The following is a 19,201-nucleotide window of genomic DNA, read 5'->3' on the forward strand; positions in this document are numbered from 1 at the left end:
TGGCGCGCGCGTGGGCCAAGGATCGGTATCGTAGGAGTGCGTCGGGCGCTGCGGTGCCCGATTTAGTCCCGGATCGTCTAATCGGCAGGACAAGTGGTTTTGGTCCACTTTGTAGGGGTTCGAGTCCTCTTCCGGGAGCTTGGAGGCTCTCCCGCCGAGTAAGCGCGAGTGTCCGTTGGGTATCCTCACGGTGTCGGGAGGGTGGCGGTGCGAGAGCCGCTACCCTGAACCGCCCAGCCACAGGGAGCCCCAGTCCGTGAGTGTGCCGCGCCCGGCCGCAGTCATCGTCCTCGCCGCAGGCGAGGGCACCCGGATGAAGAGCCGAACCCCCAAAGTCCTGCATGAGATGTGCGGCCGCGCCTTGGTCGATCACATGCTCACCGCCGCTCGCGACCTAGGTCCCGAACGGCTCATCGTCGTCATCGGCCACGCCTCCGAACGGGTCGGCGCGCACCTGGCCGAGTCGAGCCCAGACGCGCGCGCCGTCGTCCAGCGGGAGCAGCGTGGCACCGGCCACGCCGTCCGCACCGTGCTCGAAGAGCTCGGCACGATCGCCGGCACCGTCCTCGTCACCTACGGAGACGTGCCGCTGCTGCGTACACAGACCCTCGCCGAGCTGCTCGAACGGCACGCGGGTGACGGCAACGCGGTCACCGTGCTGACGGCCGAGGTGCCCGACCCGACCGGCTACGGGCGCATCGTCCGCGACCCCGGCGGCGCCGTGCTGGAGATCGTCGAGGAGAAGGACGCCACGCCGGAGCAGCGTGCCATCAAGGAGATGAACTCCGGCATCTACGCCTTCGACGGGCTGCTGCTCGCCGACGCGGTCAAACGGGTCTCCACCGACAACGCCCAGGGCGAGGAATACCTCACCGACGTGCTGTCCATCCTGCGGGAGGAGGGCCACCGGGTCGGCGCGCACATCGCCGCCGACTTCGTCGAGGTCGAGGGCGTCAACGACCGCGTACAACTCGCCTCCGCCCGCAAGGTGCTCAACCAGCGATTGCTCGACGGCCACATGCGGGCCGGAGTCACGATCATCGACCCGGCCAGCACCTGGATCGACGTCGGCGTCGAGATCGAGCCCGACGTGGTCGTCCACCCCGGCACGCAGCTCCACGGGCACACCGTCATCGAGGCCGGAGCGGAGGTCGGGCCGGCCACCACGCTGACCGACACCAAGGTCGGCGCGGGCGCGGTCGTACGCAACGCGGTCTGCGACCATGCCGAGATCGGCCCGGAGGCGAGCGTCGGCCCCTACGCCTACCTGCGCCCCGGCACCGTGCTCGGGCACAAGTCCAAGGCGGGCACGTTCGTCGAGATGAAGAACACGCAGGTCGGCGAGCGGTCGAAGGTGCCACACCTGTCGTACGCGGGCGACGCCACGATCGGCGACGACGTCAACATCGGCGCAGCCGTGATCTTCGTCAACTACGACGGGGTCAACAAACATCGCAGCACGGTGGGCGACGGCGCGTTCGTCGGCTGCGACTCCATGCTCATCGCCCCGGTGACCGTGGGCGACGGCGCTTACACCGCGGCCGGTTCGGTCATCGACGGTGACGTCCCACCGGGCGCGATCGGCGTGGCCAGGGCGCGACAGCGCAACATCGAGAAATGGGTCTTGCGCAGGCGCGCGGGTACGAAATCGGCTGCGGCGGCCGAAAAGGCGCTGGCCAAGCAAGAACAGCAGGAGAGTGGCATATGACCGAGCTTGTCGAGGTCATCAGTAACAACCGCACCTTGGTCATGGGACCGACGAAGGAGGTCTCATGACCAGCATCAAGCAGCCGGGCGAGAAGAACCTCATGCTCTTCTCCGGCCGGGCCTACCCCGAGCTCGCCGAGGAGGTCGCCGAGCACGTCGGTGTCTCACTCACCCCCACCAAGCTGATCGACTTCGCCAACGGCGAGATCTACGCCCGCTACCTCGAATCCGTCCGCGGCTGCGACGCCTTCGTGATCCAGAGCCACACCTGGCCCATCAACCAGTGGATCATGGAACAGCTCATCATGGTCGACGCGCTGAAGCGGGCCTCCGCCAAGCGCATCACCGTGGTCATGCCGTTCTTCGGCTACGCCAGGCAGGACAAGAAGAGCCGCGGCCGCGAGCCGATCACGGCCAGGCTGATGGCCGACATGTTCAAGACCGCGGGCGCCGACCGGCTCATGTCGATAGACCTGCACACCTCGCAGATCCAGGGCTTCTTCAACGGCCCGGTCGACCATCTGTTCGCGATGCCGGTGCTCGAGAGCTACCTGAAGAACCGGCTCGACCTGGCGACCACCACGATCGTCTCGCCCGACACCGGCCGGGTCCGGCTGTCGGAGCGCTGGGCCGACACGCTCGGCACGCCGCTGGCCTTCATACACAAGCGCCGCGACCTCGACGTGGCCAACTCGGTGAAGGTCAGCGAGGTCGTCGGCAAGGTGCGGGGACGCACCTGCGTGCTGATCGACGACATGATCGACACCGCGGGCACCATCTGCAAGGCCGCCGACGCCCTCTACGAGCAGGGCGCCACCAACGTGATCACCGCCGCCACCCACGCGGTGTTCTCCGATCCCGCGGTCGACCGGCTGAAGAACTCCCGGATCTCCGAGGTCATCGTCACCAACACCCTGCCGTTGTCGCAGGCCAACAGGTTCGACAAGCTCACCGTTCTGTCGATAGCGCCGCTGATCGCCCGCGCGATCACCGAGGTGTTCACCGACGGCTCGGTGACCAGCTTGTTCGAGGGCGACACCTGAGCCGGTAGACTTGGACGGTTGCGTTCGTAACGCCTTCCGCTAGGGCGGGTGAGGGGGAGCGCAAAATCCTGAACTGCATCCCTAGGAGATGTCGTGTCTGAAGTTCGTATCGCCGCCGAGCCGCGCACCGTGTTCGGCAAGGGCGCCGCGCGCAAGATCCGCCGTGACAACAAGGTGCCCGCCGTTCTCTACGGCCACGGCACCGACACCAAGCACCTGACGCTGCCCGGCCACGAGGTGCTGCTCGCGCTCCGCACCGCCAACGTGCTGATCCACCTCAAGGGCGACGGCGTCGACGAGCTCGCGCTGCCCAAGGGCGTTCAGCGTGACCCGATCAAGGGCTTCGTCGAGCACGTCGACCTGCTCCTGGTCCGGCGCGGCGAGAAGGTCACGGTCGACATCCCGGTCACCACGGTCGGCGACGTCAACTCCGATGGCCTGCTCGACCAGCAGCTCGTCTCCGTCTCGGTCGAGGCCGAGGCCACCCACATCCCGACCGGCGTCGAGGTCGACGTCGAGGGCCTGACGATCGGCACGGTGATCACCGCCGCCGACCTCAAGCTGGCCAAGGGCACCACGCTGATCGCCGAGCCCGAGACCGTCATCCTCCAGGTCATCTCCAAGCCGGTCGAGGAGCCCACCGAGGCCGAGGCCGAGGAGGCCGCCGCGGCCGCCACGCTCAGCGCCGAAGGCGCCGAGTAACACGCCGCTGTTCAGCGACGGGGCAGCCGATGGCTGCCCCGTTTCGCGTGAGGGAGACACATGGACCGCTGGTTGATCGTCGGGCTGGGCAATCCAGGTTCCGAGTACGCCGGCAACAGGCACAATGCGGGCTTCATGGTGCTCGACGAGCTGGCCGCCAGGGCCGGCGGGCGGTTCAAGGCGCACCGGAGCCGGTCCGAGGTGCTGGAGTCCAGCCGGGCGGTGCTGGCCAAGCCGCTGACGTACATGAACCTGTCGGGCGGGCCGGTCAAAGCGCTGTCCGACTTCTACAAGCTCGCCCCCGACCGGCTGATCGTGGTCCACGACGAGCTCGACGTCCCGTACGGCGCGCTGCGCGCCAAGCTCGGCGGCGGCGACAACGGCCACAACGGGCTGAAGTCGATCACCAAGGTGCTCGGCACCCGCGACTACCTGCGGGTCCGCTTCGGCATCGGGCGCCCGCCCGGCCGGATGGACCCCGCCGCCTACGTTCTGAAGGACTTCGCCACGGTCGAGCGCAAGGACCTGGCCTTCCTGGTCGACCGGGCGGCCGACGTGGTGGAGTCGCTGATGGAGCGCGGCCTCGAAGTCACGCAGAACGAATTCCACCGCGCTGATCTGCACATTTCCGGCCCTCCTCGCTGACCATCGCATTGGGTCGTTCGTGGGTTCCCATGCCTCACCCGGCGCTACGATCTGGTGACTGTCTGTTGATCAACGGTCACGTGGAGGATTCGTGCGCGACGGCGAGGGGCTGATGACCCTAGTCCGGTCTGGCCACGCCAGGTCCAGGCGGGTCAGTCCCTACCTGCCTACCTGGATACGCGCTTATCGCATCCGTGCCATGCTCGGCGACTTCCTGTGCGCGGGCATGGCGTCCGGCTCCGCGTTCTACGTCAGGTTCGGCGGCTTCACCGCCTACTCCGCTCCCTACTTCGCGGTCAGCGTGGCGCTGCCGCTGCTGTGGATCTGCACGGTCGCGTTCAACCGGGCTTACGAGCCGCGCATGATCGGCATCGGCTCCGAGGAGTTCCGCCGCGTCGTGCAGTGCGGCGTCGCGCTGACCGCCGCGACGGCCATCGGCTCCTACGTGACCAAGACCGACGTCGCCCGCGGTTATGTGGTCCTCGCCCTGCCGCTTGTCACGCTCTTCACCCTTTTCTGCAGGTACAGCCTGCGCCGCTCGCTGCACCGGCGCCGGGCGGCGGGCTCGTGCATGCGCAAGGTGGTGGCCGTCGGGCACGCCTCGGCGATCGCCGAGCTGGTCCAGCTGTTCCGCAGGGAGCCCTACCACGGCATGGAGGTCGTGGCCGCCTGCCTGCCCGACGACGCGCCCGACGAGCGGATCGCGGACGTGCCCGTCGCAGGTGGCTTCAGCGACGTGTCGATCGTGGTCGACCAGTCCGGCGCCGACACCGTGGCCGTGCTGGCCTGCCCCGAGATGGACGGCCAGGCGCTGCGGCGGCTGGCCTGGCGGCTGGAGCGCACCCGGACCGACCTGGTGGTCGCCCCGGCGCTGATGGACGTGGCCGGGCCGCGCACGATGATCCGGCCGGCCGCCGGGCTGCCGCTGCTGCACGTCGAGCACCCCGAGCTGGCGGGGGTCAGGCAACTGGTCAAGAACGGCTTCGACCGGGTGGTGGCCGCCCTGCTGCTGGTGTGCCTGGCTCCGCTGCTGGGCGGGTTGGCGCTGGCCGTACGCGTGACCAGCCCCGGGGCGGCGCTGTTCCGGCAGATCAGGGTCGGCAAGGACGGCAAGCTGTTCATGATCGTGAAGTTCCGCACGATGCGGCGCGGCTCCGAGCAGCAGAAGATCACCCTCGTCAGCGATGGCGACGGCGTGCTGTTCAAGGTCCGCAACGATCCCCGGGTGACGCCGCTCGGCACGCTGATGCGGCGCCACTCGCTCGACGAGCTGCCGCAGCTCATCAACGTGGTGCTCGGGCACATGTCGCTGGTCGGACCGCGCCCGCCGCTACCGGAAGAGGTCGCCCGCTATGGCGACGACGTACGCAGAAGACTGCTGGTCCGGCCCGGACTGACCGGGCTGTGGCAGGTCAGTGGGAGATCCGACCTGTCCTGGGAGGAATCCGTCCGCCTCGACCTGCGTTACGTGGAGAACTGGTCTCTTATGTTGGATCTTCAGATCCTGTGGAAGACCTGGTCGGCCGTCGCCCGCGGGCAAGGAGCTTATTGATGACGATTCGGGACGACCATGCCCTCGCCGCCGACCTGGCGACGGAGGCGGGCGAGCGGTTGCTGGAGATCCGCAGACGCACCGGCTTCGGTGACGCGTCCGCGCTGCGGACCGAGGGTGACCGCGGCGCGCACGTCTTCCTGATGGAGTCGCTGGCCCGGCTGCGGCCGAGCGACTGCGTGCTCTCCGAGGAGGCCACTCGCGAGGAACGCCTGGACCCGCGCAGGCAGAGCGCCTCACGGGTGTGGATCGTCGACCCGCTCGACGGCACCCGCGAGTTCGCCGAGGAGGGCCGGGCCGACTGGGCCGTCCACGTGGCGCTCTGGGACCGTGGCGCGCTGGCCGCCGGCGCGGTGGCGTTGCCCGCGCAGGGCCGCACCCTCACCACCGCCGAGCCGCCCACGCTGCCCACCTACGACCCCGCCTTCAACAACGGCCGGTTCCGCATCGCGGTGAGCCGCACGAGGCCGCCCGAGTTCGTGCAGAAGCTGGCCTACCTGGTCGGCGCCGACCTCGTGCCGATCGGGTCGGCCGGGGCGAAGATCTCCGCCGTGCTCACCGGCGAGGTCGAGGCGTACGTGCACGCCGGAGGCCAGTTCGAGTGGGATTCAGCCGCGCCCGTCGCCGTCGCGCAGGCGGCCGGGGCCCATGCCAGCCGCATCGACGGCTCGCCGCTGACCTACAACCAAGTTGACCCCTCACTACCGGATATCCTTGTTTCCCTACCTGACTTGGCGTCTGCCCTGCTCGCCGGGATTCGGGATCTGCACCGCTGAAGGCCGGAGGAAGTCCCCATGCTCCAGCGCGACTATACGACGTCGCAGCTCGACGTACTCGAAGCCGAGGCCATTCACATCATGCGTGAAGTGGCGGCGGAGTTCGAGCGCCCTTGTCTGCTCTTCTCGGGCGGCAAGGACTCCATCGTCATGCTGCGGATCGCCGAGAAGGCGTTCTGGCCGGCCCCGATCCCGTTCCCGCTGATGCATGTCGACACGGGCCACAACTTCGAAGAGGTCATCGAGTTCCGTGACCGCCGTTCGGAGGAACTGGTCGCCCGCCTGATCGTGGCCAGCGTGCAGGACTCGATCGACGCCGGGCGCGTGGTCGAGGAGACCGGGCGGCGCGCCTCGCGCAACCGCCTGCAGACCACGACGCTGCTGGATGCGATCGAGGAGCACGAGTTCGACGCCGTCTTCGGCGGCGCCCGCCGCGATGAGGAGAAGGCCCGCGCCAAGGAGCGGGTCTTCTCCTTCCGCGACGACTTCGGCCAGTGGGACCCGAAGAACCAGCGCCCCGAGCTGTGGAACCTCTACAACGCGCGGATCCGCAAGGGCGAGCACATCCGGGTGTTCCCGCTGTCCAACTGGACCGAACTCGACGTCTGGGACTACATCCGGCGCGAGGGCATCGAGATCCCGTCCATCTACTTCTCCCACACCCGCAAGGTCTTCGAGCGCGACGGCATGCTGCTGCCCGACTCCGAGGTCGTCAAGCGGGGCGACGATGAGCCGCTGTTCGAGGCGGTGGTGCGCTATCGCACGGTGGGCGACATGACCTGCACCGGGGCCGTGCAGTCCGCGGCCGGCACGGTGGAGGAGATCATCGAGGAGATCGCGGTCACCCGGATCACCGAGCGCGGGGCCACCAGGGCCGACGACCGCGCCTCGGAGGCCGCCATGGAGGATCGCAAGCGGGAAGGCTACTTCTAAACCTATGGACATCCTGCGTTTCGCCACGGCCGGAAGCGTCGATGACGGCAAGTCCACCCTGATCGGCCGCCTGCTCTTCGACTCCAAGGCGATCTTCGAGGACCAGCTGGAAGCGGTCGAGCGCACCTCGCGCGACCGCGGCACCGAATACACCGACCTGTCGCTGCTCACCGACGGCCTGCGGGCCGAGCGGGAGCAGGGCATCACGATCGACGTGGCCTATCGCTACTTCGCGACGCCGCGCCGCAAGTTCATCATCGCGGACACGCCCGGGCACATCCAGTACACCCGCAACATGGTCACCGGCGCCTCCACCGCCGACCTGGCGATCATCCTCATCGACGCGCGCAAGGGCGTCCTGGAGCAGTCGAGGCGGCACGCCTTCCTGACCACGCTCCTGCGGGTGCCCCACCTGGTCCTGGCCGTGAACAAGATGGACCTGGTCGACTACTCCGAGGAACGCTTCGAGGAGATCCGCGAGGAGTTCACCGCCTTCGCCTCGAAGCTGAACGTGTCCGACCTGACGTTCATCCCCATCTCGGCGCTCAACGGCGACAACGTGGTCTCCAGGTCCGAGAACATGCCCTGGTACCACGGCTCGTCGCTGCTGCACCACCTGGAGAACGTCCACATCGCCTCCGACCGCAACCTGGTCGACGTGCGCTTCCCCGTCCAATACGTGATCCGCCCGCAGCGGGCCACCGACCACGCCTTCCACGACTACCGCGGCTACGCGGGCCAGGTAGCGGGCGGCGTGCTCAAGCCCGGCGACGAGGTCGTCCACCTGCCCTCGGGCCTGGTCACCCGGATCGCCTCGATCGACACCTTCGACGGGCCGGTGGAGGAGGCGTTCCCGCCGATGTCGGTGACGCTCCGCTTCGAGGACGACATCGACATCTCGCGCGGCGACCTGATCGCCCGGCCCAACAACCAGCCGCAGGTGGCGCAGGAGATCGACGCCATGGTCTGCTGGATGGCCGACACCGCCAAACTGGCGCCGCGCTCCAAGCTCATGATCAAGCACACGACGCGCACCGCTCGGGCGCTCGTTCGCGACCTGCACTATCGGCTCGACGTCAACACCCTGCATCGGGACGAGACGGCGACCTCGTTGTCGCTCAACGAGATCGGGCGGGTGTCGTTGCGGATCACCCAGCCGTTGTTCGTGGACGACTACTCGCGTAACCGGCTGACCGGTGGGTTCATCCTGGTGGACGAGGCCACGAACGGGACGGTGGGGGCCGGCATGATCATGGACGTGCGGTAGTCAAGTCGTTCGAAGCGGGCGTCCGGGGGATCGGGCGCCCGCTTTTGTGTGGCTTGGGACGGCGGCGGCGCTGACCAGGACCGCCGCCACGTCCTTGAACGGTCTTAGGTAGATCCTTTGCCGTTTCACGGATGGAATGATTACTCTCCGCGCTAGCCTCTCCACGTTCCGTATTCTTCGCGCGAAAGCCGTTCCCCCGTGACTCACCGTACGACCGCCTCCCGGGTGATCTACCTGGGCGGCCTCGGCCGTAGCGGCACCACGCTGCTCGAAAGACTGCTCGGCGAGATCCCCGGCGTGGCACCCCTGGGCGAGGTCGTCCACCTCTGGGCCAGAGGGGTGCTGGCCGGCGAGCCGTGCGGCTGTGGCGCCCCCTTCCCGGCCTGCCCGTTCTGGCGCGAAGTCGGCGAGACCGCGTTCGGCGGCTGGACACCGACGCTGGCCGAACGCGTCCTCACCCTGCGGCACCGCCTCGACCGCACCCGCAGGATCCCCCGCATCGGTCACCCGGATCTGGCCGAATACACCGGCATCTACCAGCGCCTCTACGACGCCGCGGCCGTCACCGCCGGCGCGTCGGTCGTCGTCGACTCCGGAAAGCACGCCTCCCTGGCCTTCTGCCTGGCGGCGGCCGGAGTGGACGTGCACGTGGTCCACGTGGTCAGAGACCCGCGGGCCGTCGCCCACTCCTGGCGCAAGACCGTCGAACGCCCCGAGGACGGCCGCCCGATGACCCGCTGGGGCCCCGCCCGCACAGCAGCCCACTGGACGGCCCAGAACCTCGCCCTGGACCTCCTCGCCGCTCGCGGTGTCCGGGTGACGAGGCTCCGCTACGAGGACCTCCTGGCCGACCCAGCGGCCGCCCTGGCGACATTGGCCGGCACCCTGGGCCTGGCCACGGCGCTGCCGTTCCTCACCGGCACGACCGCCCGGCTGACCACCGCCCACACCGCCTCGGGCAACCCCATGCGCTTCACCGTCGGGCCGGTCCAACTGCGGCGGGACGACTCATGGCGATCCGGCCTGTCGCGCCGCCACCGGCGGCTGGTCACCGCGCTCACCTGGCCGCTCAGGTTGAGGTACGGCTACGGGAAGGCGATGGCATGAACGCGCCTCGGACCTGTGACGCCGGGGTGCGGCCCGCACCCCGTGGACCGGTTGCCGACGCCGCGGCGTGGGCCGTACCTCTCGAAGTGGGTGCCGCATGAGCCCGTCCGTCGGCGTGGTGATCCCTACCCGGGGAGACCGGCCCGAACAACTGCGGGCGGCCACCCGAGCCGTCCTGGCGCAGGACTACCCCGGCCGGATCTCGCTGGCCATCGTCGTCGACGGCGGTGATCCCGCCGCCGTCGCCGAGCAGGTGGCCGAGGTGGCCGCCCAGAACAACGGCACGGGCGTCCACCACCGTGTGCTCGTCCTGCCCAACGTCCTCAGCACCGGTCTGCCGGGCGCGCGTAACACCGGGATCGCCGCTTGTCACACCGACTTGATCGCGTTCTGCGACGACGACGACGTGTGGCTGCCGGGCAAGCTCGCCGCGCAGGCGCGGGCCATCGAGGATGGCGCCGAGTTCGTGAGTTGCGGCATCGAGGTCGAGTACGGTCAGCGCCGGGTGCCGAGGCTTGCGGGCACCGACACGGTCACGGTGGCCGATCTGGTGCGTTCGCGCATGGTGATGGTGCACTCGTCGACGTTCCTGTTCAGGCGTGGAGTCGTGTGGGTGGACGAGAGCGCTCCGGCCGGTCAGAACGAGGACTGGGATCTGGCCCTGCGCGCGGCCAAGCGGCATCCGATCGCGAACGTTGATCGACCACTTGTACGTATCCGTTGGGGCAATTCCCACTATGTCGCCTGCTGGGCCGACCGCATCGCCGGGCTGGAGTGGATGCTCGCCCGTCACCCCGAACTGGCCGTGGATCCGCGAGGCGCAGCGCGGGTCTACGGTCAACTCGCCTTCCACCACGCCGCGTTGGGCCGGCGCCGTGAGGCCGGGCGCTGGGCCCTCCGTACGTTCGCCTCCCGCATCGGCGAACCCCGCGCGCCGATCGCCCTCGCCGTCGCGGCCGGCCTCATCTCCGCACGGGCAGTGCTCGCCCTGCTCCACGATCGGGGGCACGGCATTTGACCCACCCCAGACCTCCCTCCCACGGCCAGACCAAGCCGCCGGTGTCGCCGCCGTCTCGTGGCCAGGCCGAGCGCCCCGACGCGGCCGTGTCGTCAGCTCACTGTCAGAGCGGTCGGTCGTATCGAGGCGTGCTGCGCTCTCGCGTCCGGCCTGAGCGGTCGGGGCGAGGGCTGCCGTGGTCTCGCGTCTGGCGTGAGCGGCTGGGTCGAGGCATGGCGCGGTCCCACGAGTGGGCGGGTCGATGGGTGCGGCAATCAGAGGTCTGGCCTGACCGGCCGAATCGAGGTATGGCGCTCTTCCGCACTCCGGCGGGACCGCTTCATCCCGCCCCCGCCGCAAGGAGTCCTGATACGGGGATCGGCACGAGAGGGGCTCACGGTGGGAGAGGGGCGGAGGATGGCTGGGGAGAAGGAGAGGCCGGGGCGGGTGCTGGTCGGGGGCGTTGCCGTCGATCCGCTGACCGAGCGGCAGGTCGTCGAGCACGTGGACGGGGAGCTGGAGGCCGGGCGGGGCGGCCGGATCGTGACGCCGAACGTCGACATCTGCCGGGCTGTCGAAAAGGACGACAAACTGCGCCACCTCGTCAACTCCGCGGACCTCGTCGTGGCCGACGGGATGCCGCTGGTGTGGGCGGCGCGGCTGCTCGGCACGCCGATACCCGAGCGGGTCACCGGGGCCGACCTGATCTGGTCGTTGAGCAAGCTGGCCGCGCGCCGAGGGTGGCCGATCTATCTCCTGGGCGGCCCGCCGGGAGCGGCCGTGGCGGCCGCTCGTGAGCTCACCGCCTGCTATCCCAGGCTGCAGGTCTGCGGCGTGGACGCGCCGCCCTTCCGGTTCGAGAACGGGAACGGCGGGCGTGAGCGGGTGCGGCGGAGGGTCGTGGGAGCGGGGCCGAGACTGGTGTTCGTCGGGCTCGGGTTTCCGCGGCAGGACCGGCTGATCGCCCGGCTGAGCGAGGATCTGCCGGGGTCGTGGTTCGTGGGCTGCGGGTCGGCGATCGCGTTCGCCGCCGGGACGGTGCCCAGGGCGCCCGGCTGGATGCAGGGGGCGGGGCTGGAGTGGGCGTTCCGGCTGGCGACCGAGCCCGGACGGCTGGCCAGGCGCTATCTGATCGACGACCTGCCGTTCGCGGCCCGGCTGCTGGGTGACTGCCTGAGGAAAAGGGCCTCCTCCGGAAGCAGCAGGGCCACGGGCGGATAGGCCTTCTGCCGCCAGCTATCGGGCCCATAGGGTGTCGCAGTGAAATTACCTACCCGGACCCGGTTCGTCGGCCTGCTGATGCTCATCTACTGCGCTCTGCTGGTTCTGGTGGCCGTCCTCGCGATCGTGGGCCCGGCCGCGAGAACGTTCGCAGGGTTGCTCTCGATCCTCGCGTTCCCGGCCAGCCTGGTGATGTTCCTGCTGCCCATTCTCAGTTCCGAAGACCTGGTGGCCGTCGCTCTGCTGACCGGGCTCGGGCTGGTGCAGGCGGTGCCGTTGTGGTGGTTCAGCAGGGGCAGACCCCGTGCCGCCGGCGGCAGCGCGTGGGCCAGAGACGAGACGATCACCGAGTTCACCGGCCGGTACTCACGCGGCCGCCTGGCCTTCTGGGCGAGCACGGGCTATGGCCTGTTCTGTCTGGGGGCCATCGCGGCGGGGGTGTTCGACATGGCCGGAGACATGACAGGCGTGGTGAGCCCGGTGCTGATCTACGCGCTGCTGCCGCTGTCGATCCCCGCCCTGCTCGTGGCGAATCTCCTTCTCTACGTCTACGCGTTCGTGATCGCGGCGATCGTGCAGATCAGGCTGATGTGGGTGCTGCTGCGTGGCCGCGGGGTGGCCGTGGACCTGCCCATGCACCTCAGGCCGGAGAATCTGCGGAAGTGAGTGCTCGTACGCGAGAGGCTTCCGCGGGGGTCAGGCCGCGGGTGGCCGTTTCGAGGGCGCGGCGCGAGTTCATGGGGCGGAAGGCCGTGCGGGACAGGCCCGACCAGGCGAACGCGCTGCCACTGCCGGCGGGGGCCGTGCAGGCTCTGGTGATGCGGCGTTCGGCGGCGGGTGACCAGGCGAGGCCCGCGTAGGCGTACAGCTGACGGAAGCCCGGGACCGGCGCGGCGGCCAGGGCGTCGTAGGAGGTCAGCAGGATGTCCGGCGTGCGGGCGAGGATCGACCGGGTGACCCGCCACAGGGCCGCCGCCTTGGCGATGCGGTCCTGGGAGCCGACGAGGGCGCGTAGTTCGAGGAGTTCGGGGTGGTCGCGGATGAGCAGGGGCTGTTCGAGGAGTTCGTGGAAGTAGACGGTCCAGCCGAGTCGCTGCCAGCTTGCCACGAACGCCACCGGGTCACGGGTCAGCGCGATCACCTTGCAGCCCAGGCGTGTGGCGAACCAGCCCGCCGACAGCAGCGCGAAGGGGTCGTCGAGCAGCGCGCGCCGGCCCAGCAGGCGGCCCAGCGTGAAGGCCGTACCGTAGCGCGCCATGCGGGCGAGATCGTACGGCGAGCGGTTGGCGCGGAGTTCGGCCAGGTAGCGGTAGCGCAGCGCGACCGTGTCGCGGAAGGCGGGCAGCCAGTCGGCGGCGTTGTCGTCGCAGATGTACTGGAAGCGGTGGGTGACGTGCGCCCGCAGGATACCGGGGCAGCGGCCGGGCGGATGCTGGGGGTTCAGCGGCTCGTTGACGTAGACGAGATCGCCTCCGGCAGCCAGCATCTTGCCCGTCCAGCTCGTGCCGCTCCTGGGCAGGCCCGTCACCAGGATGGGACCGGTCATGCGGTGGCCCAGGAGCGGAAGCGGAGTGCCGGGAGGCTGTGGCGGCCGAAGGGGTGGAGGCCGTAGCGGTGGTGCAGTTGCCAGAGGGGGAGCAGGTTCTTCACGACCATCCCGCCCGCCCAGCCGAGCACCGCGCCGAAGGCGCCGTGGGCCGGGATGAGCGCCACGTCCAGCACGACCGTGCAGGCGATCGCGGTCACCAGGTTGAGCAGACTGGCCGTGGTGTGCCCGGCGGCGGTCAGGACGACGTCGACCATGCCGCACGCCGTCGCCAGCATCATCGTGCCCGCCAGGACCAACGCCACCGGTACGGCGGCGTCGTACCCCGCACCGAACAGGCGCAGCAGCCACGGCGCCAGCGCGGCGTAGCCGAGCCAGACCGGCCAGGTGAGCAGCACCAGCCAGACCGTCGCCGCCTGGTACAGCTCCCGCGCCCGCGCCAGCTCGCCGTCGGCCAGCGCCCTGACCAGCCGCGGTTGTACGGCCTGCGCCAGACCCTGGTTGGCGAGCTGGCCGACGACCTTGAACCGGGTGGCGGCGGTGTAGACGGCCGCCTGGACCGGCCCGCCGAGCACCGCGACGATCACGATGTCGAGCCGCTGGAACACCGCCTGGATGGCGCCCGCCACCGAGCGCGGCGCCGTGTAGCGCCACAGGTCGCGCCCGGTTCCCGGCAGGTACGGCGTACGCGGCAGGCGTTCGCGCAACTGGATCGCGGCGAGCAGCGCGACCGGCAGGTACGGCAGCGCCCACGCGAACGGCAGCCACTGCGGCCTGACGGCGACGGCCGCGGCGGCGACCAGCAGGAACTGGAGCGCGGGCAGCGCCATCCCGTCGAGCAGCACCGTGGGACGCATGGCGCCGAAGCCGCGGGTGGCGGCCAGCAGTATGTCGGCGACGACCATCACCGGCAGGGCCACGGCCAGGAGGCCGAGCCGCGGGTAGAGGACAGCCCCGAAGACGGTGGCGACCAGGACCGCCGGAACGAGTGCCGCCCGGATATATCCGGAAATGCCGTGGTAGTCGTAGGTCTTGGCGCGGGCGATGAAATAGATGAGGCCGTTGCCCGCGTCGAGCTTGGCCACCCCGGCGATCATGAGGGCCAGGGCGGTGGCGGTGAAGAAGGTGCCCGCCTGGTGCGCGGTGAAGGCCCTGGTGACGACCACGACCAGCAGGAACTGGGCCGCCGCGCTGATGGCGGCCCCGGTGACGCCCGCGATGCCGCCCTTGGCCACCTGCCCGAGCGGGCCCGCCAGACGTGAGGTCAGCGACGCCACGACGGGTCACCCCCCAGCCAGCGGGTGAGCCGCTTGTCGTACACCTCGAAGTGGTCCCTGAGCGTCCGCCTGACCGAGTCGGGCAGCGGCCGGGGCAGCGGCCGGCCGTTGTGCCGCTCGAACACCGGGTATCCCAGATGCGGCAGGCCGAGGAAGTCCAGCACCCGGTCGTACATGTGTTCCGGCTCGGTGAAGAAGTGGTGGCTGTCGAGCACCAGGATGCGTTCGCGGCCGAACAGCGGCTCCAGCCGGTCGAGTTGCTCGGCGTATCGCCCGCGCGCCAGGTAGGCGTGGTGGCGGTGCGAGTGGTGGATGGAGTAGGGCCGCGCCCGCAGGCTCTGCTCGGCTCCGGCCAGCCGTGGCACCTCCAGCTCCACGGCCTGCTCGAAGTCGGACTCGCTCTCGTACCCCCTGGCCAGCTCGTGGGCGTGCGCCGAGCACGCCCGCTCGACCGGGTCGCGGACCAGCACGACGAGCTTGACCCCGGGCAGGTCGGCGGCGATGCGCTCGCCGGCCAGCGGATGGAACAGGTAGTAGGGCGACGACTCGAACGCCAGCGGGTGCGTGCCGTGACGGCGGGCGAGCCGCCCGGCGGCCGCCCGGAGCGGAAAATGCCCCTGATACCAGGACAGGCTCTGCCCGTAGTTGGCGTCGAAGTAGTGGACGCCTTTGTGCAGCACCGGTTTGAGCAGCAGCGGGTGCCGTGCCAGCGCCCGGTAGAGCGACGTGGTGCCGCACCGCTGCGCCCCGGCGATCAGGAACGACGGCAGCATCCGCACACTCGACGTGAACTTCCCGGTGGTCCGGGAGACGGACAGCACCGACTGCTTCATGGTGTTCACGTCACTGACTCCTGCTGGTCGACGAGGGGGTTGAGCCAGGTGTCCGGCGGCCCGAGGGGTTCGTGGCCGTCGGCGGCGTGCCGGTCGGCCAGCGCGATGAGGTAGTGCAGGGCCGTCCGCCTGGCCTGCGCGGCCGACAGCCCGAGCGGCGCGAGGACCGGCAGGGCCTGCGCCAGGCAGGCCCGCGCGGCCGTGGGCGGGTTCATCCGCCGCAGCGCGCGCTGGAAGAAGTGGTGCACGGCGTCGAAGCCGTAGGGCACGCCGACCGCGTAGCGCTCCCAGTCCCAGACGAGCAGCCGCCCGTCGCCGGACGGGGCGATGTTCCACGGCGACAGGTCGCCGTGCCAGGCCGCTCCCTCGGCGCCGCCGGTGTCCGCGATCTCCCTGACGGCGTCGGCGAGCAGCGCGGCGGGGACCCGGCCGCGCCGGACCGGCAGCGGCGACAGGACCAGAACCGAGAACTCCCCCCACTGCCCGTGGTGGAGCACGGCCGGCACGATGACCGTCTTCAGCGCCAGGTCGCCCAGCTTCCTGAGCGCGGCGGCCTCGCCGTCGACCAGCTCGCGGGTGCGCGCGGTGTCGCCGACCTTCACGAACGCCAGGACGGAGCCCTCGCGGTGCGCTTCCAGGACGGGCTTGCGGTTGGCCCGTGCGGCCGGCCGTACGTGGAGGACGGTCTCGACGGGAACGCCGAGGACATCGCTCAGATAGGTCTCGATCGAGCCCTCGACGTGCACCATGACCCGGCGCCCCAGCAGCGCGTGCCATTGGCGCCGGGGGGCCAGGCGGCGCGGCAGCAGCCGGTGCGGCAGCACGCTGTAAGGGCGCGGGGAGCCGGGGCCGGGGTAGAGCGAACGCACCGTCTGATCGAGATAGCGCAGCCGCCGGTTCGCGTCGTTCACGAGGTCTCCCTGGTGTTGCGCCACAGGAGGGCGAACGAGATGAGATAGAGGCTGAGCGGCGTGACCAGGCCGTCATACACGAACATGTAGAGCAGCACGAGGATCATGACGAGCACGCCCGCGAGCCCGATCGGGCTGCGGTCGGGCCAGTGGCGCCGGATCGCGCCCAGGAAGAACGCCACGTAGAGCGCCGCCCCCACGAAGCCCTGGGTGATGATCAGCAGCCAGAGCTGCCCGTCGCTGCCCAGCGGCGGATGGCCGCAGCCGCCGCACCACTCGGTCTTGCCGGTGGTGATCGTGCGGTGGTTGCCCATGGCGTTGCGGGTGTTGCCGTAGCCGATGATCGGGGAGTGCGCGGCCGCCGCGATGGTCGCCGACACGGTGAAGGCCCTGATGTCGTTGGAGTGCGGGTTGTCCAGGCGCTGGCCGACCAGCGAGGCGAGCGGGCTGAGCGCGAACGCCAGTGTCGCCGCCACGGCCGTGGCGCACAGGGCCAGCCTGGTGCGTCCGCCGACCCGGACGATCAGGTAGAGCCCGGCCAGCCCGAGGCCGATCCAGAGGCCGCGGTTGAGTGAGTAGACGATCGGGATGGCGGCCACGGCGGTCAAGGCGATGGCCGCCGCCTTGCGCCCGCCTCCGCCGTACACCCACCAGCCGACCACGAACCAGATCAGCAGCACCGACACGTTGCTGCCCCACGCGTTGGCCCACTCGAACGGCGCCTCGGGGCGGGGTGAGGCGTAGCCCAGCACCTTCTGGGTCTGGGCGGCGGTGGGGTGGATGAGGTTCTGGACGAAGGCGTTGTCGCTGATCCAGCCCGGCAGCACCCGCTCCACCGGCGAGGTGAACTCCAGCCGGGGGAAGAACACCCCGAGCAGCCCGCCCACCACGGTCGTGACGAACAGCACGCCGAGCATCCGTACGAGCCTGAGCTGCGGCAGCTCCCGCTCGGTCAGGTTGCCCAGATAGAGAACCATGATCAACAGAGCCGCGTAGAGCGCGAACCGCATGAGATAGCCGATCACCCGCCCGGCGTTGAAGCCGCCGTACGTGTCGGGCGGCATGTCCGCCAGCATCAGCGCGCTCACCGTGTAACCGGCCAGGAGCAGCAGCCACAGACCGAACCCGCGCGGCACCAGGATCGGCCGGCGCCGCCACAGGATGACGGCCATGGGCGCCGCCAGGACGATCACCGACAGGCCACCGAAGCCGAGCGCCCACCACACGGGATAGCCGAGCAGGAGCGCGCCGATCGGCCACGCGGGGCCTCTCATGGCGAGGTGCCCGGTGGCTGGGGGAACGCCGTCATGGGACCCGTCTCAGCGGACAGACCGGACTCCAGCTCGCCGCTGGCGACCAGCTTGCCGAGCGAGGCGCCGGCCCGCGGATCGGGCCCCGGAGCCCGATCCGTCGTCGTCACCACACCGATGATCGGTACGTTGTGCCTGCCCAGATGGCGTACGGCGGCGTCGGCCTGCACCGAGGTGGCCCGGCCGAGCCCGACCAGCAGCAAGGCCGCGTCGGCCCGGGCCAGGTCGCCCACGTCGGAGCCGGTCAGCAGCGACAGCGGCGCGGTGCGGGCCAGCGGCCCGAGCACCGGCGTCGCGCCGAGCTCGGCCGGGATCGCCCTGATCAGCAGCCGCTTGCCCGGGCAGGCGGCGACCACGGCGGCGGCCAGGTCATGCGGCACGCCCCGGGCCAGCGGGTCCGACAGGTCGCCGAGGACGGGCAGCCCGGTCAGCCGCTCGACGTCGGCGGCGGTGCGCAGCCGGGTGTCGAGCCGGTCGCGGACGTAGGCGGTGGCCGTGCCGAGGAGCAGGCCGATCATGAGCCCGGTGCCGAGATAGAGCGGCAGGCTGGGCGAGCTCGGCACGGTCGGCGGCGTGGCCTGGCTGATGATCGAGCCGGGAGTGACGGCTACGGTCTTCAGCGCGTCGTACTTGAGCGTGAGGCTGTAGGCCTGCCGGTTGAGCACGCTCTGCCGGTGTGCGGCCATCGTGTGCTCGATGGTGCCCTTGCCCAGCCGGGCGAGCTCCTTGATCACGGTGTCGAGCGCGGTGTTGACCTGTCTGAGCTTGACCAGCATCGCCCGCTGCTGCGCGGTCATCGTCGCCTGCGCGCTCTCGGTGCGGTTGGCCAGGTAAGCCTGCGCGTACGCCCGCGACTGGGCCGCCGCGACGGCGGGGTCGGCGGCGGTGACGGAGATCCACAGCACGGCCGAGTTGGGCGGCACCGAGACCTCGACGGGCTCGGGCACGCTGGTCTTGAGCTCCTTCGCGGCCTTGGCCGCCACCACGGACGACTGCGCGATCTGCGCCTCGGTGTCGAGGTTGAGCGGCTCGCGCTGCCGGTTGGTCACCTGGTTGCTCTGGTCCTGGGCGCCCACGGGCGCGACCAGGACCTGGGTGGTGGCGGTGTAGGCGGGCGGCGTGACCCGCAGCAGCGCCAGCCCCGCCGTGCCGCCGGCCAGCAGAAGCCCCAGGAACGGCAGCCAGCGTCTGCGCAACAGTGAGAGATGCTCCGCCAGGTCGGTGCCGGGGCGGCGGCCCGGGTAGTCCGGCGACAGGCTCATTGGGGCGGATCTCCCTTGGAGTATGTGCGCGGTGTCGCCGATCGACGACTGTGCGTCACGAGTCGCGGGCATCCGCCCACTATAGGTGGAACCGCTTTTGCCCAGGACGAAT

General features: G+C 70.2%; 18 protein-coding genes and 1 tRNA gene. 13 read left to right on the forward strand and 6 right to left on the reverse strand.

The annotated features are described in order from the left end of the window. Positions 1-66 precede the first annotated feature (66 nt). The 13 genes from KLK06_RS33505 (at position 67) to KLK06_RS33565 (ending at position 12,616) form a co-directional block, all read left to right on the forward strand. Positions 67-138, forward strand: a tRNA-Gln gene (locus tag KLK06_RS33505). A 118-nt stretch (positions 139-256) separates the two neighbouring features. Further along, positions 257-1,708, forward strand: a complete 1,452-nt coding sequence (gene glmU / locus KLK06_RS33510; RefSeq protein ID WP_214639604.1) for a bifunctional UDP-N-acetylglucosamine diphosphorylase/glucosamine-1-phosphate N-acetyltransferase GlmU — start codon at positions 257-259, stop codon at positions 1,706-1,708. A gap of 64 nt (positions 1,709-1,772) precedes the next feature. Beyond that, on the forward strand, positions 1,773-2,750 hold the full coding sequence (locus tag KLK06_RS33515) for a ribose-phosphate diphosphokinase (RefSeq protein ID WP_214639605.1): 978 nt from the start codon (positions 1,773-1,775) through the stop codon (positions 2,748-2,750). Positions 2,751-2,843: 93 nt separating this feature from the next. After that, positions 2,844-3,452 carry a 50S ribosomal protein L25/general stress protein Ctc gene (locus KLK06_RS33520; protein ID WP_214639606.1) on the forward strand — a complete coding sequence of 203 codons (609 nt, stop codon included), beginning with the start codon at positions 2,844-2,846 and terminating at the stop codon, positions 3,450-3,452. A 60-nt stretch (positions 3,453-3,512) separates the two neighbouring features. After that, positions 3,513-4,097 carry an aminoacyl-tRNA hydrolase gene (pth, locus tag KLK06_RS33525; RefSeq protein ID WP_214639607.1) on the forward strand — a complete coding sequence of 195 codons (585 nt, stop codon included), beginning with the start codon at positions 3,513-3,515 and terminating at the stop codon, positions 4,095-4,097. Positions 4,098-4,209: 112 nt separating this feature from the next. After that, positions 4,210-5,649 (forward strand): sugar transferase, encoded by a 1,440-nt coding sequence (locus KLK06_RS33530; protein ID WP_214639862.1) that lies wholly within the window; start codon positions 4,210-4,212, stop codon positions 5,647-5,649. Further along, positions 5,649-6,425: an inositol monophosphatase family protein gene (locus KLK06_RS33535; protein ID WP_214639608.1), complete on the forward strand. Its 777-nt coding sequence runs from the start codon at positions 5,649-5,651 to the stop codon at positions 6,423-6,425. The genes KLK06_RS33530 and KLK06_RS33535 overlap by 1 nt, the downstream gene beginning before the upstream one ends. An 18-nt stretch (positions 6,426-6,443) precedes the next feature. Then, on the forward strand, positions 6,444-7,358 hold the full coding sequence (cysD, locus tag KLK06_RS33540) for a sulfate adenylyltransferase subunit CysD (protein ID WP_214639609.1): 915 nt from the start codon (positions 6,444-6,446) through the stop codon (positions 7,356-7,358). Between the two features lie 4 nt (positions 7,359-7,362). Next, positions 7,363-8,625, forward strand: coding sequence for a sulfate adenylyltransferase subunit CysN (cysN, locus tag KLK06_RS33545; protein WP_214639610.1), 1,263 nt, complete (start codon positions 7,363-7,365; stop codon positions 8,623-8,625). 198 nt (positions 8,626-8,823) lie between these two features. Then, positions 8,824-9,732 carry a sulfotransferase gene (locus tag KLK06_RS33550; RefSeq protein ID WP_308168557.1) on the forward strand — a complete coding sequence of 303 codons (909 nt, stop codon included), beginning with the start codon at positions 8,824-8,826 and terminating at the stop codon, positions 9,730-9,732. A 97-nt stretch (positions 9,733-9,829) separates the two neighbouring features. Next, complete coding sequence (locus KLK06_RS33555; RefSeq protein ID WP_214639611.1) at positions 9,830-10,750, forward strand: glycosyltransferase family 2 protein; 921 nt, start codon at positions 9,830-9,832, stop codon at positions 10,748-10,750. Positions 10,751-11,146: 396 nt separating this feature from the next. Next, positions 11,147-11,950 carry a WecB/TagA/CpsF family glycosyltransferase gene (locus tag KLK06_RS33560; protein ID WP_214639612.1) on the forward strand — a complete coding sequence of 268 codons (804 nt, stop codon included), beginning with the start codon at positions 11,147-11,149 and terminating at the stop codon, positions 11,948-11,950. Positions 11,951-11,989: 39 nt separating this feature from the next. Continuing rightward, a complete protein-coding gene (locus KLK06_RS33565; RefSeq protein ID WP_214639613.1) occupies positions 11,990-12,616 on the forward strand; it encodes a hypothetical protein in 627 nt (208 codons plus the stop codon). Here KLK06_RS33565 and KLK06_RS33570 read toward each other — a convergent pair. From KLK06_RS33570 to KLK06_RS33595, 6 genes are read right to left on the reverse strand one after another with little or no spacing between them, the layout of a single operon-like run. Continuing rightward, positions 12,591-13,496, reverse strand: a complete 906-nt coding sequence (locus KLK06_RS33570; RefSeq protein WP_214639614.1) for a sulfotransferase — start codon at positions 13,494-13,496, stop codon at positions 12,591-12,593. The genes KLK06_RS33565 and KLK06_RS33570 overlap by 26 nt on opposite strands. Next, a complete protein-coding gene (locus tag KLK06_RS33575) occupies positions 13,493-14,773 on the reverse strand; it encodes a lipopolysaccharide biosynthesis protein (RefSeq protein WP_214639615.1) in 1,281 nt (426 codons plus the stop codon). The genes KLK06_RS33570 and KLK06_RS33575 overlap by 4 nt, the downstream gene beginning before the upstream one ends. Continuing rightward, positions 14,761-15,606, reverse strand: a complete 846-nt coding sequence (locus KLK06_RS33580; protein WP_214639864.1) for a sulfotransferase domain-containing protein — start codon at positions 15,604-15,606, stop codon at positions 14,761-14,763. Before KLK06_RS33580 ends, KLK06_RS33575 begins: the two co-directional genes overlap by 13 nt. A 5-nt stretch (positions 15,607-15,611) precedes the next feature. Then, entirely contained in the window at positions 15,612-16,517 is a 906-nt protein-coding gene (locus KLK06_RS33585; RefSeq protein WP_214639616.1) for a hypothetical protein, read from the reverse strand. Next, complete coding sequence (locus KLK06_RS33590; RefSeq protein ID WP_214639617.1) at positions 16,514-17,791, reverse strand: hypothetical protein; 1,278 nt, start codon at positions 17,789-17,791, stop codon at positions 16,514-16,516. The genes KLK06_RS33585 and KLK06_RS33590 overlap by 4 nt, the downstream gene beginning before the upstream one ends. Then, positions 17,788-19,161, reverse strand: a complete 1,374-nt coding sequence (locus tag KLK06_RS33595) for a YveK family protein (protein ID WP_214639618.1) — start codon at positions 19,159-19,161, stop codon at positions 17,788-17,790. Before KLK06_RS33595 ends, KLK06_RS33590 begins: the two co-directional genes overlap by 4 nt. Between the last annotated feature and the right edge of the window lie 40 nt (positions 19,162-19,201).

It is taken from the genome of Nonomuraea sp. NEAU-A123 (assembly GCF_018603905.1).
Lineage (GTDB): Bacteria > Actinomycetota > Actinomycetes > Streptosporangiales > Streptosporangiaceae > Nonomuraea.